This is a genomic window from Protofrankia sp. CiT1 (assembly GCF_917627335.1).
Lineage (GTDB): Bacteria > Actinomycetota > Actinomycetes > Frankiales > Frankiaceae > Protofrankia.
The window spans coordinates 13,439-28,911 of sequence record NZ_CAKJTP010000040.1 but is presented as its reverse complement, the minus strand read 5'-3'; the positions used below and the strand labels follow the sequence as shown (position 1 = coordinate 28,911).

Below are 15,473 nucleotides of genomic sequence, written 5' to 3'. Positions count from 1 at the left end.
ACAGCCCCACCGATACTAGCCGAAAACGTCTGCTTTATACCGGAACTATGTGACGGTGGGGTGAGCCCCGCGGGTGTGAGCGGTGATCAGCGCGGGGGATATGTTCGTCCGGAGGGCCCGATGAGCCGGGGCGGTTACGGGGTCGCAAAGGCGCAGCGCGGTCCCGCGGCCTTCGTCAACCGGAGGTCCAGCGTGGCGAGCCTCGCGTCCAGCGACTCGGCGAGTGCCACGTACCAGCCGTCGTAGGCGGTGACATTCTCCCGCAGCTCCCACACCCTTGTGGCGAACGGCTCGTAGGCGAACAGCTCGACCCGCAGACTCAGCAGGTCCGCATAGGCCAGGGCCGCGGTATCCGCCGTGATCTCGCCGGCCATGACAGCTCGCCGCAGCACATTGGCGGCCTCCACCGGCATGAGATGGGGCGCGGCCAGGTCATCGGTGGCGAGTAGGTGGTCCGCCCAGGTTCCAACATGGCCGCTGTCGACGAGTGCCGTGACCACGAAACCGGAGTCGATGACGAGGGTCACCGGCGGTCGGCGTCACGGTGGCCGAGGATCGACTCCGCCGACAGCCGGCTGCCGACGCGCTGCTTGCGATCACGGATCCGTGCAAGCAGCACCTCCGCGTCCGGCCGCCGGGCCAGTTCGATCAGCTGAGAACGCACGTACTCCTGCAGCGAACGGCCGCTGAGCGCAGCCCGGGAGGCAAGCTCGTCGCGAGTCTCGTCGGGCACGTCCCGAATGGTGATCGCAGTGGCCATAGCAGCACTATGCTGCTAGCGGCAGCCAATGGCAAGCGAGCGGTAGGTGACCATCGACTGCGGCGGTGGTCAGTCCGTCGGGGCCTGCGGTGGCCGTCCGTGCTGGAGGTACACGGTCCGACCCGTGCGCAGGGCGTGCATGCAGGCACGGATGCGCCGGGCCATGTACGGGGCGAGGAACTGGTCGTACTCGTCGGGGGCGCACAGCCGCCAGGCGGTGAGCTCGTCCGCCTGCAGGCACAGACCGTGTTCAATGTCGTCTGCCGTGAGCGGTCCGCCGTCGAACAGGAAGTTGACCAGCGCCGGCCTGCCGTCCTCCTGAGGCGGTACCCAGTCGACTCCTACCAGCCGTCCAGGGCGGACATCCAGCCCGAGTTCTTCCTTGATCTCCCGCCGTGCGGTGTCCCACGGGTACTCACCCGGATCCATGTGGCCGCCGGGGATGAGCCAGGTGTCGTCGCGGTACGACGGCTGGACGAGCAGGACCCGGCCTTCGGGATCGTGAAAGAGGGCAGCGGCCCCCGCGATCGAGTGGGGGAGCGTCGCGTAGAACTCGGCCGGTGGCAGTCGTCCGCTGGTCATGCCCTATGACCCTAGTTGCCCCATGACCATTGGGCCGCCGGTGGTGGGAGCCCCGGATCCTGAAACCGGATTACGTCGTGCGGGCGTCGTTCTGTCCGGCACGACGAAGTTCGATACGCCGGATCTTGCCGGTGAGGGTCTTCGGCAGGCTGTCGACGAAATCGATCAGACGTGGGTAGGCGTAGGCGCTGAGCCTGTCACGGACATGCTGTTGTATCCCCCTGGCCAGCTCCGCCGAGGGCTCGTGACCGTCGGCGAGCACGACGAAGGCCTTGACAACGTGGCCTCGGCGTTCGTCCGGGACGCCGATCACAGCAGCCTCGGCGACCGCCGGATGCTCCAGGCAGGCGGACTCCACCTCGAACGGCCCGATCCGGTAGCCGGCTGCGATGATCAGGTCGTCGGCGCGCCCTTCGAACCAGAAGTAGCCGTCCTCGTCGAGGCTGGCCGCGTCACCGGTGTGGAACCACTCGCCGCCGAACACCCGCTCGGTGTCGTCCGGGCGGTTCCAGTATCCGAGCGGGTAGTGCGGGTTGGAGCGTGACTCCAGGCAGATCTCGCCACGCTCGCCCGGGCCCACCGGACGCCCGTTCTCGTCGAGGATCGCCACCTTCCAGCCGGGCAGCGGTTTGCCCATGGAGCCGTCCCGAACATCCATGAACGGGTAGTTACCGACCATCGGATAGCTCTCGGTCATCCCGTAGTAGTCGAGGACGGTGACGCCGTACTGCTCTCGGAACCAGCGGATCGCCTCCGGGTTGAGCGGCTCGCCAGCGGAGCACACGATGCGCAACCGCTGGGGATAACGCGTGCCGGCGTCGGCGATGCCCATCATCGACCGCATCGCCGTCGGCGTGGTGAACACGTTCGTCACCTCGTGCCGGGCGAGGAAGCCCAGTTGCCTGTGCGGGTCGAAACCGCCTTCGCGCTGGTAGACGCACTGCACCGCGCCCAGGCGCCAGGGGCCCAGCAGCGGGGCGATGCCGGCTGCCCACGCCCATTCACCCATGCCGTGAAAACGTTCACCGTCGCGCACGTCGTGGCAGTGGACGAACTCGTTGTGGGCAAGGAGGTAGCGGTGCGCATGCACAATGCCCTTGGCCACGCCGGTCGTGCCGGAGGTGTAATACAGCTGCGCCGGGTCGTCCGCATGCGTGTCCACCGTCTCGTGTTCGGTGGGGTGGCCGGTGAGCAGGTCGTCGTCCAGGACGAGGACACGCACGCCCATCCCGGCGAAGCGGGGTGCGTTGGCCCTGTTGGTGATGAGCACGGCGGCCTGCGCATCCGTGAGCCGGTGGCGGATCCCGTCGTCGCCGTAAAGAACGCTCATCGACAGCAGGAGCGCACCGAGCTTCCAGACGCCGAAGAACACCCCGGCGGTTTCCGGCGATGGGGGCAGGACCACGGCCACGCGGTCCGTGCGTGCGACCCCTGCCGCGGTGAGGGCGTGCGCTGCCTGAGCCGCGAGGTCCTGCAGCTCGCCCCAGGACACATCGGCGCGGTATCCGTCGAAACGTTCGTAGACCATCGCCAGCTTGCCGCGGGGATGTTTGTCGCAGACGTCGGCCGCGATGTTGTAACGCTCGGGAACGTCCCAGCGGTGCTCGGCACACGCCTGCGCGTACGACATCCGAAAGGTACCGGCCATGGATGTGTCTCCCTCGGTTGACGATGTGCCAGCGTCCAGGTAGTCGACCTTGACCGGTACGGTTTTGAGGATGCCCATGAGTATGTCACGGTGTGTGCTGGCCGGAGCCCGGGTGGTGACTCCGGAAGGTGTCCTGGATCCAGGCTGGGTCGAGGTTGACGGAGGGCGCATCGCCGCGGTCGGCGCTGGCAGGCCGGCGGGCCGGGCTGGACAGCCGGTCGTCGATCTTGGCGGTGCCTGGTTGTTGCCGGGGTTCATCGATCTGCACGTGCACGGTGGTGGTGGTCACGACGTCGCCGCCTCAGCCGCGGAGATGGCCGCGGCGGTGGCGTTCCACCGCGCGCACGGCACCACCCGCACGCTCGTGTCGCTGGTGACCGCGCCTGCCGACAGGCTCGCGGAGCAGCTGTCATGGGCTGCCGGCCTGGTCAGGCGCGGTGCGTGCGCGGACGGCCATGTGGTCGGGGCGCATCTGGAGGGGCCGTTTCTCTCGGCCGCGCGCTGCGGTGCGCAGGCCCCGGAACATCTGCTCGCCCCGGATCGGGCGGTGTTCGCCAGCTTGGTCCGGGCGGCCGGGGGCGCGCTGCGGGCCATCACGGTCGCGCCCGAGCTGCCCGCCGCCCTCGACATCATCACCGATGCCGTGGCGGGCGGGATCGTGGCCGCCGTCGGGCACACCGACGCCACCTACGAGCAGGCAGCCGCCGCGTTCGCGGCCGGCGCGAGCCTGACCACTCATCTGTTCAACGCTATGCGGCCGCTGCATCATCGGGAGCCTGGCCCGGTCGGAGCCGCCCTCGATGCCGGCGTCGCCTGTGAGCTGATCAATGATGGTGTCCATGTGCACCCGTCCGTCGCGCGGATGACCGCCCGCGATCGGCACCGGCTTGTCCTGGTCACCGACGCCATAGATGCGGCTGGCGTCGGTGACGGTGACTACGTCCTCGGTGGGCAGGCGGTACGGGTACGCGGTGGCCAAGCGCGGCTCGCGCGTTCGGGCGTGCTTGCGGGCAGCACGCTCACGATGGACGAGGCGGTGCGCCGCACGGTCGTCGACACGGGCCTGTCGGTCGAGGTGGCCGCGGCCGCGGCGGCGACGAACCCGGCCCGTGTGCTCGGCCTGGCCGACAGGTGCGGAGCGATCGCCGCCGGGCTGGACGCCGACCTCGTGGTCCTCGACGCTGGTTTTCGCCTCGTCCGGGTCATGGCCCACGGGGTGTGGTCGCAGCCCCGCGGTTTCGTGCCCCGCGGCTCCACCGGCCCCGCGGCGGCGGACGGCGCTCCGGTCATGGATTGACGCAGGTCACGTCCTTGGAGGCGAAACCACTACCTCCGGTCACCTTGTTGGACGCACAGTCAATTTTGTTGTTTGTTGTTTTCGGATTGTGAATCCAGAAGCCGACGCCGGTGGCTCCGCCGAGGTCCACGATATTGTCGGCGAAGACGTTTCCGTCGCCGGAGCCCAGTGACTCACCGTTGGTTGTGATCACATGGGTCTGGAAGCCGTCCTTGAGTGCCGACGGCCCGCTTACCGTACCCCTGTTACCGGTAATCATATAGTTGTTGCCTTTCACGTCTACCCAGGAGTCCGCCCAGCTCCCCGACATACCGACCGCGTCGAAGGAGTTGTTCTGGATCACGCCGCCGGTCGTGCCCTCCTTGATGTCGATGTTCTCGGCACCGGTGTGACGGATGGTGTTTCCGATCACCTGGTTGTAGTCGGACGTGTCCGGCTTGCCACCTGTGTAACGACCCCAGTTGGAGACGGCGGAGCCCAGGTAGATGCCCTCGCCGAAGCTGGGGGTCTTTACCCCCGTGTTTTCCACCAGGCAGTTGGTCACCACGTTGTAGCTGGAAAAAGCCCGCAGGTGGATGCCTTCCTGCCCGACGTCGTGAACGTACAGACCGTCGATCGTCACATGGCTGGAACCGTCGAGCACCACGCCCTTGGTCGCTTCCGTCACGGTGAACCCCTGGAGCTTCCAGTAGCTTGCTCCCAGGAGGTTCAGGCCGTAACCTCCGCCCGCGCCACCGCCGTCGAGTACGGCGTTACGGGATCCACGCAGTGTGATGGGTGCGGCTTCGGTGCCAGAGACCCGGATGTTGAATCGCCCCGGGCTCGTCGGGGTACCACTAGGCTTGCTCTTGGCATTGTAGTCTTTTGCGTCCTTGCCCGAGTAACGGCCATCGGCCATCGTGATGGTCATTCCGGGGTGTGCGGTGTTGAGCGCGTCTATCAGGCTCGTGACATTGGTCACCGTCACCTCCGTTCCAGGCGCGACTGGGTCCAGCGCCGGCGCGGCCGGCACGGGCGGCGAGGACTGTGACTGGGAGCCGTCTTCCTGGTCCGGGCCCGGTGCCGCCGAGGGCGTGGCCGTCCCGCCGGCTGTGCCTTCGCCTATCCGGAAGTTCGCCCGGGAACGGTGTGTCCGCCGGGACTGGTCCCCGTCCTTCTCGTAGGTCTCCGCGATCAGCGAGTGCTTGCCCTCGCCCAGGCCAGCCACCTTCACAACTCCAGGATTCACCGTGGTGAGGGATTTCCCGTCAAGCGTGAAGCGGATGTCCGCTCCGTCATCTGTGCCCGCGAGCCCCGCGTAGAAGGTCGAAGCGGCAGGAAGGGCCTGGTTGTCGAGGCTTTTCACGTCGGTCGACAGGTCGCCGGAACCGGAGAACACCAGCTGCGCTTCCCCCGCGGATGGCTGGGCGGGGAGCTGGGTGGTTGGCTGGGCGGGGTTCCGGCATGCGGTTACCAAAAGTAGTATTGCTCCTACGAAGAGCAATGATGCGGATTGGGCCGTCCGCTGGACCAAGCTCCCGCCCGTAAAAGCCGCGAACATACACGTCCCTCGCATCTCGATGTGTTGAGGCAGGGAGAGTATAGGTGTTCCATGCGATGGGCGATCGCATCCCTCAATGGGATGCCTCTTTGATCTGCTTCGGGCGAACGATACGCACTGAACCACGGAGTCGATGGCCGGGTTCGTTCAACAACGTTCTGTTCAGCTGGTCGAGCCGCCAGCCAATGCTTGGTCTCAAAGGGTCAGTGCATCGCATGTGAATCACGTCACATACGATATACTGTGGATTCTGCTGACCAAGGAGACTAAAGTGTGCGACGAAGCGCTTACCGCAGCGGATTGCGAAGAGATTTCCCGTGGGATCATCGAGGGTTTATCGGTAAACATTCAGCTTCATTGTTGGTGTTGCTGTGGGTGGTTAGCGTTCGCTCCGGGTCCGGCTGTTGGCTGATGCATAGCATACCGGATCTGGTGGATGTGGTGACGGGGTGGGGTGCAGTCGCTGGCGGAGATGCCGATCGAGGGTGTGATCGCTCTCGTGCGCGCAGGCGGAGTTGATTGCCGAGTTGCGGGCAACGGTGGCGGTGCAGGCCAGGGAGATCGTCGAGCTGACGGCAAAGGTCGCTGACCTGGAGCGGAAAGCGTCGCGGAACTCGCGGAACTCGTCGTTGTCGCCGTCGACGGACGACGCGATCCCGGGACGCAAGCCGCCCGGGCCGCCGGCGCCTGCAGCTGCGGGCGGTGACACGGCCGGGAAGAAGAAGCGCGGTAAGCAGCCGGGCGCGGACGGGTTGACGCTGGCCTGGCGGGAGGACCCGGATCGGGTCGAGGCGCATTTTCCGACCGGGGCGTGTGGCCGCGTAGGCGGCGCTGGCCGCCGCGAGGCCGGCGGGAGCCGCGCGCTCGCACCAGTCCCACGATCTCGAACCGGCCCGGTCGACGGTAACCCGGCGTGATCTTCGCCAGGTTGTGTGCGGCTGCGGACGCCGCCACGTCGCCGCCCGCCCTGAAGGGCTGTCCGGCGCGCCGGTGTCCTACGGGCCGGAGCTGCGCGCGCTCGCGCTGTACTTCCTGCTCCGCCGGCATCTGCCGGTCGTACCGCCCGCCGCAAGCACGGCGTCTCCGCGCTACACGCCCTACACCTCGCGTTCCGCGGCACTCCCTGGATGCCACCACCCGCCGTCGTCACCTGACGGGCACCCACCCGACCCCGCGCCAGCCCCGCCGGCACGGCCTACAGCCACGCCCACGAACCGTCACGTACGCATGGAAAATGAGTTGTTGCGTACCCAGGAGGCGAGTTCCGCCCGGCACCGGCGCCATCATCTGCTCAACCAGGAATCCGACCCGCACAGCACACCATCCTTGCCTGACGATCGCCGACCGGCCACGCTGGGCACTCGCCGACCGCACACAGCCAACACGATCATGGACGCTTGAAGAACTCGACTTCGCCCAGGGCCACCCGGCGTTCGGGTGCGTCACCGTAGTCGGATTTGATCGTGAGGCGGATATGTACCACGTCGCCGATCACCTGGTGGAACTTCTGCTCACCGAGCCGGTCTTCCAGGTGCAGCGTCGTGTGGACCTGGTCGCCGCCTGCGGTCCAGGCGGTCAGCCCCAGCTCCGCAGGGCGCGCCTGGCCGAGGAAGACATCCTGATCGGCGGCTGCACCCGTGTGCACGATCAGATCAAGCAGCCGCACCGGGCCAGCGAACGCGAACTCCACGTACTCGCCCTGGGCCGGACCGGTCCGGGCGGGGGCCCAGTACCGGTTGCTCAGGCCGTCCGCCGCCGACGCCGCCGGATGCCCGGGTGCCTCGCTGGAGGCGTGCACGAATGTCGGGTGCACGGGTACGGGCTTGGCAATTTTGTCACGGATCGCGTCAGTCGCCTTACGGCCGAGGACCAAGGCTGCGTAGCCGAGAGCGGCCAGCAGCGCGATGATGAGGAGCCAGGTCAGCACCCGCCAGAGCAGGCTCCGGGCGGGGCGGGGACGCCGGCGCCAGCGTCGCCACCACGGCAGCCGCCGCGCCCGATCGGCAGGGCCACCCAGCGCCGCCCCGCAACGGCGGCAGAAGTTGCGGTCGGGCCGGTTCGCGGTGCCACAGGCCGGGCAGGCGATGTCGTCCGGCGTCGGGTCGCGGTCGTCGGAGTAGGTCCGTACCGTGGGCCGGCGCGGGACCGGCCGGCCGGGCTGGACCGCACCTGGCTGATCCCCGCTGGGTGTGGCGGGGTGGCTGCTGACGGTCCCGGCCGCGGTCTCCGGTGCGTGCGGTTCCGGCGGATCGTCGTGGCGTGCCGGTTGCACGGGTACCAGCAAGGCGGCGGCCCGCGACATCGCGGGGTCCGCAGCGGGGGTTGGCGGCGCAGGTGCTGCTTCAGCAGGCACGGGCGGTGCCGCAGCCGGGATCACAGCCGGCGCGGATGGCACCTCGGCTCCTGGCGCGGCCGGCGGCCCGGCCACCGGCTGGGGGTGGGCCGCCGCGGCCTGCCCCGTCGGCGCCGGTTCCCTGTCCCACTCGAGGAACGCCCCGCAGTTTCCGCAGAACGGCTCGCCGTCCCGCACCGGGGAGCCGCACTGCTCGCAGACGGCCTCAGCCACACTCGTCCTTCCGATGTTCCAGCGGGCCCGGGGTTCGGTCTGGACCTGCCCGCGGCGTACTCACCGCGGGTCGGCAGGTGCCGTGTCCCCGGGCGCGGCCGACAGGATCTCCACCGTGTACGTCACGTGCGCGGGACGGTTAGCCTCGATCAATTCCCGGAGCCGCGCGGCTGGCACGGGATCCCCGCCGGCCGGGTGTACCCGTACGGTCATCGACGGCTCCGGTGACCCGGGCAGCTCCGCACCGGGAGTGAGCGACCAGGTGGTTCCCCCGCTGTCGACGACCTCAGCTGTCACGCCGAACGCCATCCGCACCTGCTCGGCGAGGCCCCGTCCGGTACCGCGTACCCGATGTAGCTCCACCGCACGGCGTACGGCCTCGCGGCGCGCGGCGGGTGAGTCGATGGCCGCGTCGGCGGCCACCCAACCACCGAGCCAGTCGACGAAGTCGGCCGGGGCAAGCTGTGGATCCAGGTATGCCCACAGGTTGTCCAGCGTGACGTGCACCGGCGCGACGACGCTGTCGAGTGCGGCGAGCAGTCGCTGCGCGAAGTCGTCGGCGGCGTAGATCGCGGGTAGCTGCCGGCCTAATGGATGCGGTGTGGCCAGCCCGTCGACTGCTCCGCGCATGGGGCCCATCCCTTCGTGTTTTGACGGTGCCGCCCCCGCCCGCCCGGGGCAGGGTCAGCCCTCGTCGACGCGGACCTGGTGTTCGTAGGAGAAGACGAGCGCATACCGGTCCAGGTCGATGCGGGTCACCGGGTCGCCGCGCAGCCCGGTCAGCGGATCGGCCGGGAACAGGCGCAGCTCCTCCACCATCTCGGTCCCGGGCAGGCGGTGCAGCACACCGATCACCTCGCCCGCGTGCACCGGCCGGCCGAACGGCCAGCCCATCGCATCGGGCCCGCCGCGCAGCGGGTTGAGGTACGCGTACAGGGCCGCGAGCGCGTCCGCCTGCAGCCGGGCAGCGGGGACACCGAGCCGGGCGACCAGCCGGGCCACGACGGTGACGCCCTGGTAGTACGGCGGCTCCACGACCAGCCGGGCACCGATCAGACGCCGCCGGTCCAGGTTCCCCGCGATCGTCGCGAGCATATCGGCGGATGGTACGAGCTGCTCGAAGCGCAGCCGCTCACCCTCGTCAGCCGCCACCTCCGGCACGACCAGCACCCGTACCCCGCCGCTCTCGGCGCCGTCACCGGCAGGCAGGCATCGGACACGCGCCGCGGACGGGCTCGCCTGACGGGCGATCATTTCGTAGTCGTGCGCGGTCACCGCCCGGTCCTGGGCGCGTAGCTGCACCGGCCCGCGCATCTTGGCACTGTCCACGGTCTCGCCGTCGACGCCGCCGGCCGCCGCCTCGCGGTTGTCCACGCTGGCGATGTAAGGGACCGAGCTGCGCAGCACCGACAGCGCCCCGCGGGCCACGTTGCCCTGCCGCCCGCCCCCGGTGCGGTAGCGGCGTACCCGCAGCTGGGCGCCCGTGGGCGGCAGCGCCCCGTAGCGGCGCAGCCCGCCGTCCGGCTGCCGGATGGCGGGCCCGAAGGACACCTCGCCCGCGGTGCGGTCAAGCACCACGTGCCGGTCGTCCGGCCCGGATGCGCCGAACGCGTCAACCTCGGTCCACTCCTGCCAGCCGTCACCGTCGGAGACCTCGACCACGAACGGCTCGTCGTCGGGGATCACCGGCGGGCGGGCCACCGTGAACCGCTGCCCGGGCACTCCCTCGGACTCGCCCAGCGTCTCCGCGAACACGGTCTCGGCGTGGACGGCGTCGACCGTACCGCCGATGGTGAACGCTTCGGCGGCCCGGATGGTCGGCGACGCCGAGTAGAACGGCTGCCCCGCCTCGGCGGGCACGACGCGGCAGCGCAGCCAACCGGCGCGCCGGCCGGCGATCACCGACGCGGTGTGCGCGGCGGGCACATGCAGGACGACGTCACCCGGCTTGTTCAACCCGCCGGTTTCGTCCTGGTCGACCTCGCAGCCGGTCCAGTCCGTGCCGTCCCATGCCTCCCAGACCAGCGGCGGCTGCCGCGGGTCGACGCCGATGCCCTCGACCCTGCTGTCCAGGCGCAGCACGGCCGCGCACGACGGCACGGCCGCGGACAGCCCGACCAGCATCGCGTCACCGACGGCCGGGCTGGCCGAGAAGCAGGCGATGTCACGGCTGTCGAGCAGGTCGCCGGTGTGGTCGGCGCCGCGGCCCTCAGCGGGTTGGGTGCGTAGCTGGGTCAACGTGCACGGCACGATCGTGAGGTCGGCTGACGTGGCGAAGACGACGGCTTCCTCGGTCCCCGTGCGTACCGTCGCGACCTCTGTTCCGGCGCGCAGCACGACCGGCTGGGACTGCGGGGCCGACAGCCAGAACGTGACGTCGGCACGGGCCGCGGTCGGCGGGAACAGCGTGACCCCGATCAGGTCCAGGAAGGCCAGATAGGTGCGGTCCGGTACCCGGTTGAGCCGGTACAGCAGCTGGTCGACCATGTGTGCGAACACCTCGATCAGCGTGACCCCGGGATCGGAGACGTTGTGGTCGCTCCACTCCGGACAGCGTTGCTGGACGAAGCGCTTGGCCTCGTCGACGAGCTGCTGGAACCGGCGGTCGTCGAGGTTCGGGGCGGGAAGGGGCATCAGGTGGTACTTTCCTCAACCGGCTCGTCGTGGGAAGGGATCACGTAGAACGGGAAAACCAGGTTGCGTGGGTCGTTCGTGCCACGGATGACGTAGCGGATGTCGATGTACAGCGTGCCGGCCTCCCCCGCGTCGAAGTCGACCAGTACGTCACGGACGTCGATACGCGGCTCCCACCGCTCCAGGGCGGCGCGCACCTCGAACGCGATCTGCCCGGCGGTGTTCTCGTCCGCGGGGGCGAACACGTAGTCGTGGATGCCGCACCCGAACTCCGGCCGCATCGGGCGTTCCCCCGGGGCGGTCCCGAGAATGAGCCGGATCGCCTCGACGATCTCACGCTCGCGGGCCACCAGGGCCACGCTCCCGGTCGCGTCGGTACGCAGCGGGAACGCCCAGCCCGCCCCGATGAACTGCTCCGCCACCGATCTAGCCTCCGATGAGCACGTTGGGAGCGCCGGTGCTGATGGTCGCCTGACAGGTGATCCGGTCGCCCTTGCGCGCGGCGGGGAAGCCGCCGATGAGCACGATGCCGGTCACCGGTGGTGGCGTCGGGGACAGCACCACGTTGCCCGGACCGAGCTCCGCATGTATCGCGCACACGCACAGGCTGCCGATGACCGCGGCTGGTAGTCCGCCGATCCGCACGCTCGGCACGCCGAGCAGCGGCCCGCCGGCGTTGGGCAGCCCGGGTACGGCCGCTCCGCCCGGCACGCCGACGGTGCCGTTCGGGGGCCCCGGCGTCACGGGCGTGGCCAGATGGCTGATCTGGTCGTTGATCCGGGCGGCCGGTGGCATGGGCACCTCCCTCTCCATTCGTCTCCTTCGCCGCGCGGCATGTCCTCGCCGCGCGGCACGTCAGTTGATCCGCACTATCGGGGCTTTGACCTCGACATTGGCCCTGCCCGACACCGACACCGACCGGCCGGTCAGGCTCAGCTCGCCGGCTCCGGCGTCGAGCGTGATGCCGTTGCCCTGTATCGTCACCTGCCTTCTCGCCTCGATGGCCACGGTGCCGTCGCTGTTGATGGTCACCGCAGCCTTCTGCTGGTCGAGCTCGATCACCAGCTTGTTGTCGCCGGTGCGCAGCCGCACCCCGCGTACGGCGCTCGGGCTGGACAGCGGCGGGTCGAGCAGTTCCAGCCGGTGGCCCGTGCGGGAGGCGAACGAGCGGCGGGTCACCGCACCGTCCCTCGGGTCGATCAGCGGCCCGTCGTGTGGCGACGGCTTGTCGACGCCGTTGTACAGGCCCCCGATGACATACGGGCGGTCCAGCAGCCCCTGCTCGAACCCGACCAGGACCTCGTCATCGATCTCTGGGCTGAAGACGCCGCCGCCGCGCACCCCACCGAACTGCACCGTCCGTACCCAGTCGGTCTCATAGCCGTTCTTCCGGGGGCCGCCCAGCCCGGTCAACCACGGGAACCGCAGTTTGACCCAGCCCTGGTCACGGCGCTCGGGATGGTCACGGTCGCGGCCCTGGCCGGCGCTGGTGCTGGTCACGATGCCGATCGCGAGACCGGGCACGCGCATCCCGCGGGCCGGGGCGGAGGCACCGGCCGCCAGCCCGTACGGTGACCGGTCCTGACGGCCGCTGACGGTCAGCCACGTCTCGTAGAACCGGCCCGGCCCGAACACGTGCCGGCTCGATGTGATCGTGTACTTGCCCTCGAACGGCGGGCCGACGTCCGCCAGCGTGATCGGTACCCCGGCGCGCATCCGCGGATTGCCGCGGATGCCGACCTCCAGCTCGGCGAACGCCGACGTCACGTTCGAGGCGAGCGCTGTCGCGACCGCCTTGACCTCGGCGTCGGTGCGGTACGGCACGTCGGTGACGAGCAGTTCCGCGTCGCCGAACGGCTGCGCCACCTGCGCCGGGGTGAGGCCGAGGTTCAGCTCCGCGCTGGTGTCCGTCTTCGCCTCGGCCACGAGCTCCTTCTTGCGCCTGACGTCCCAGCCGCGTACCTCCACCCGCGAGAGCTGACCGACCGAGGTGACCGTGGACCGCACGGCGAGCAGGTTCTCGTTCATCTGCACCACTACGTCGCTCTGGCGGGCCGGCGTACCGGTGCCGGGTGCTGTCGCGGCGCGCACCGGCTTCCGGAACACGAACGTGCCGTCGACCATGGCGACCTCGGCGTCGTTGTCGGCGGCGAGCATCGTGAGGAACTCCCAGTCCGTGGTGTTCGGCTGGGTCACCATCTCGTAGACGGTGCTGGTGGGGTCGATTCTCCCGATCGACAGGCCGGCTTTCCGCGCCACGTCGCGGGCGATGTCCGACGCCTTGCCGGTGTAGGTGGCCACCTGCCGCCCGCGCATCAGCCGGTGCGACATGTCCAGCGCACGGATCGTGGTGAACGTGCCGGTGCCGTCGAACTCCGTCTCCAGCGTGACGACCTCGCCGGTGAACAGCGGCACCGGGCTTGTCTTGTCACCGGCCCGGACCGCGGCGGTGAGTCGCGAACCGATGGTGATGTTGAGCTTGTCCAGCAGCTGGCTCTTGGAGTCGCGGTAGCGCAGCGTCGCCGCGGCGGGCAGATTCGAGCTGTCCTCGATAGCCGCGTGTACCAGGCGGGTCTCCCACTCCTCCGGCAGTGGCCCGGGTACGCCGACGATGAGGTAATTGGTGTAGTTGCCGTCCGACACTGTGCTCCCTACCTGTGTCTAGAGCTGCCTACCTGTGTCCTAGCTGCCGGCTGGCAGCTCGTCAGCGGCCGGCAGCAGCAGTTCCATGCCGGGCGGCAGCCGCATCGGGTCGTCGATTCCGTTGGCTTCCGCGATCACCCGCCAGACCGTCGGATCGCCGTACTCGCTGTGCGCCAGCAGCGGCAGTGAGTCGCCGTCCACCACTCGGTGCACCCGGCGCGCCGACCGGCTTCCGGAGGTGGGATTCTGGCCGGGCATGTTGCCACTGATCTCGGACAAGCTCAGCGAGCAGTTCGCCCGCAGCGGCGTACCGTTGCCGTCGAACAGCGTGCACGCGGCGCTGACCTGGCCGACATACGCGTAGAAGGACACCGTCTGGAACTGGCCCCAGGCGAACTTCACCCACGGCGGTGACGGCGCCTTGGCCGCGATGCTCGCCGCCGTGGGCACGCAGCAGGTCAGCAACTCGTCGACGCGCTGCTGCACGGTGCGGCTATGGGTGTCGGTGACGTCAAGGAAGATCTCAAGGTCCAACGTTCGCGGCCCGGAACCGCTGAACTCCGGGATACCGGTCTCCTGCGCGCCCCGCACGATGTGCGGGATCCAGGTCGCCGACTTGGTCAGGGTGAGCTGGTTCGGGTTGAACATGAACGTGATGGGCCCACCCAGCGGCCCACCCGGCCGGCTGCCGCCGTTGGTCGGCGGCTGGTACCGCTGCAGGAACGCCGCCACCTTGCCGGCTGGCGCGATCATCCGCCCACCTCCAGGAACCCGTGATACGCCAGCTCGATGCTCTCGGTGGCCACCTCGGATCGGGTCGGGTCGAACGACGGCCCCGACCAGCGCACGAGTACGACGTCGGCGAGCCCCCACTGCACCAGCATCGCCAGATCCGGCCGCAGCGCGGCGATCTGTGCCGTCCCGCGTTTAACACCTCTGGGCAGTTTGGCCAGGAACTGCGCCACCTTGGCCGTATCCGGTGTGAGGGGACGGGTCAGCGTCACGTTCTGGTAGCGGATACGCGACGGTAGCTGCCAGACGAAGCCGTTGTTGCCGCCTTCTTGGTGCTCCTCGACCTCCACCTGGCAGCCGAGCCCGTCGCAGCTGTTCCAGTCGCCCAGGTTGATACCGTCGATCTTCAGGCGGAAATGGACCGCTGTGCCGGGATCGACGCTTGCCATACTCGTCCTTCCATGTGATGCCGTTGTGTTCGTTCACCGGTGTGTCCGCTTACCGGCCGCCGTCCAACAGACGGCCGGTGCGTTCACGTCCGAGCCGGACCTCGGCGCGTAGCAAACGCCCGAGCGGTTCGACCAGCCGATGAGCAAGATGATCAAGATGCCTCCGATCGAACCGGCGGATCAACTCGTCAATGTCGATGCCGGCAGCACCCTGTTCCGGCCGGGCCTCGGAGCCCGCGGATGACACGGATGATGGGGTTGACGGCCGTGATGGCGGCGACGCCGGTAATGCCGTTATCGCTGACCGGCGCTGCACCGGCGCTGGCGCGCCGCGCATGGGCGCCGCCGCCGTCGTGCGTGGCGTACTCCCGGAGAAACGTGGGACAGGCGCCGATGCTGTGGTGGGCGCTGCGGCGCCGGGTCGGTTCCCGCCGCTGGATACCTGAGAGCCGCTGCCGGTGGGTGCCGCACGGCGCACCGTCGGCAGGGGCGTGCCGTACGGCGGCAAGCCCGTGGATACCGGGCGTGCCGGTGTCGCGGTCCGCTGCACCGACGGTACGGATACCGGCCGCGCCGCCCTCCTCCCGGTCCGCACACCAGCGGGAACCGTCGGCACCGGTAG

At 69.3% G+C, this 15,473-nt stretch carries 17 protein-coding genes; 3 read left to right on the top strand and 14 right to left on the bottom strand.

What is annotated here, in order from left to right; genetic code table 11:
- Positions 1-134: 134 nt before the first annotated feature.
- From MJ785_RS09420 to MJ785_RS09405, 4 genes are all read right to left on the bottom strand, one after another.
- Positions 135-527 (bottom strand): type II toxin-antitoxin system VapC family toxin, encoded by a 393-nt coding sequence (locus tag MJ785_RS09420; protein WP_239380471.1) that lies wholly within the window; start codon positions 525-527, stop codon positions 135-137.
- Positions 524-760: a hypothetical protein gene (locus tag MJ785_RS09415; RefSeq protein ID WP_239346118.1), complete on the bottom strand. Its 237-nt coding sequence runs from the start codon at positions 758-760 to the stop codon at positions 524-526. The genes MJ785_RS09420 and MJ785_RS09415 overlap by 4 nt, the downstream gene beginning before the upstream one ends.
- Positions 761-829: 69 nt before the next feature.
- On the bottom strand, positions 830-1,342 hold the full coding sequence (locus MJ785_RS09410) for an NUDIX hydrolase (RefSeq protein WP_239309112.1): 513 nt from the start codon (positions 1,340-1,342) through the stop codon (positions 830-832).
- 70 nt (positions 1,343-1,412) lie between these two features.
- Positions 1,413-3,068 carry an acyl-CoA synthetase gene (locus tag MJ785_RS09405; protein ID WP_239373588.1) on the bottom strand — a complete coding sequence of 552 codons (1,656 nt, stop codon included), beginning with the start codon at positions 3,066-3,068 and terminating at the stop codon, positions 1,413-1,415.
- Here MJ785_RS09405 and nagA point away from each other — a divergent pair.
- Positions 3,067-4,287: an N-acetylglucosamine-6-phosphate deacetylase gene (gene nagA, locus MJ785_RS09400; protein ID WP_239380470.1), complete on the top strand. Its 1,221-nt coding sequence runs from the start codon at positions 3,067-3,069 to the stop codon at positions 4,285-4,287. The two genes, MJ785_RS09405 and nagA, sit on opposite strands and share 2 nt — an antisense overlap.
- Here nagA and MJ785_RS09395 read toward each other — a convergent pair.
- Positions 4,277-5,743, bottom strand: coding sequence for a right-handed parallel beta-helix repeat-containing protein (locus MJ785_RS09395; RefSeq protein WP_239346121.1), 1,467 nt, complete (start codon positions 5,741-5,743; stop codon positions 4,277-4,279). The two genes, nagA and MJ785_RS09395, sit on opposite strands and share 11 nt — an antisense overlap.
- A gap of 599 nt (positions 5,744-6,342) precedes the next feature.
- Here MJ785_RS09395 and MJ785_RS09390 point away from each other — a divergent pair.
- Positions 6,343-6,744: a DUF6444 domain-containing protein gene (locus tag MJ785_RS09390; RefSeq protein ID WP_239309104.1), complete on the top strand. Its 402-nt coding sequence runs from the start codon at positions 6,343-6,345 to the stop codon at positions 6,742-6,744.
- Between the two features lie 73 nt (positions 6,745-6,817).
- Positions 6,818-7,228 carry a hypothetical protein gene (locus MJ785_RS09385; protein ID WP_239380462.1) on the top strand — a complete coding sequence of 137 codons (411 nt, stop codon included), beginning with the start codon at positions 6,818-6,820 and terminating at the stop codon, positions 7,226-7,228.
- Here the strand turns inward: MJ785_RS09385 and MJ785_RS09380 are convergent.
- From MJ785_RS09380 to MJ785_RS09340, 9 genes are all read right to left on the bottom strand, one after another.
- On the bottom strand, positions 7,215-8,393 hold the full coding sequence (locus MJ785_RS09380; protein WP_239380460.1) for a zinc-ribbon domain-containing protein: 1,179 nt from the start codon (positions 8,391-8,393) through the stop codon (positions 7,215-7,217). The genes MJ785_RS09385 and MJ785_RS09380 overlap by 14 nt on opposite strands.
- A 60-nt stretch (positions 8,394-8,453) precedes the next feature.
- Positions 8,454-9,023 carry a phage tail protein gene (locus tag MJ785_RS09375; protein WP_239309098.1) on the bottom strand — a complete coding sequence of 190 codons (570 nt, stop codon included), beginning with the start codon at positions 9,021-9,023 and terminating at the stop codon, positions 8,454-8,456.
- A gap of 54 nt (positions 9,024-9,077) precedes the next feature.
- Positions 9,078-11,027: a putative baseplate assembly protein gene (locus MJ785_RS09370; protein ID WP_239380458.1), complete on the bottom strand. Its 1,950-nt coding sequence runs from the start codon at positions 11,025-11,027 to the stop codon at positions 9,078-9,080.
- Positions 11,027-11,449, bottom strand: coding sequence for a GPW/gp25 family protein (locus MJ785_RS09365; protein ID WP_239309095.1), 423 nt, complete (start codon positions 11,447-11,449; stop codon positions 11,027-11,029). The genes MJ785_RS09370 and MJ785_RS09365 overlap by 1 nt, the downstream gene beginning before the upstream one ends.
- 4 nt (positions 11,450-11,453) lie before the next feature.
- Complete coding sequence (locus MJ785_RS09360) at positions 11,454-11,822, bottom strand: PAAR domain-containing protein (RefSeq protein ID WP_239394379.1); 369 nt, start codon at positions 11,820-11,822, stop codon at positions 11,454-11,456.
- A 60-nt stretch (positions 11,823-11,882) separates the two neighbouring features.
- Positions 11,883-13,670, bottom strand: a complete 1,788-nt coding sequence (locus tag MJ785_RS09355) for a VgrG-related protein (RefSeq protein ID WP_239309093.1) — start codon at positions 13,668-13,670, stop codon at positions 11,883-11,885.
- Between the two features lie 39 nt (positions 13,671-13,709).
- Positions 13,710-14,423: a LysM peptidoglycan-binding domain-containing protein gene (locus MJ785_RS09350; RefSeq protein ID WP_239309091.1), complete on the bottom strand. Its 714-nt coding sequence runs from the start codon at positions 14,421-14,423 to the stop codon at positions 13,710-13,712.
- Positions 14,420-14,851 (bottom strand): phage tail protein, encoded by a 432-nt coding sequence (locus MJ785_RS09345; RefSeq protein ID WP_239309089.1) that lies wholly within the window; start codon positions 14,849-14,851, stop codon positions 14,420-14,422. The genes MJ785_RS09350 and MJ785_RS09345 overlap by 4 nt, the downstream gene beginning before the upstream one ends.
- A 188-nt stretch (positions 14,852-15,039) precedes the next feature.
- A partial coding sequence (locus tag MJ785_RS09340) for a hypothetical protein (protein ID WP_239380456.1) occupies positions 15,040-15,473 on the bottom strand: 434 nt, incomplete at its 5' end.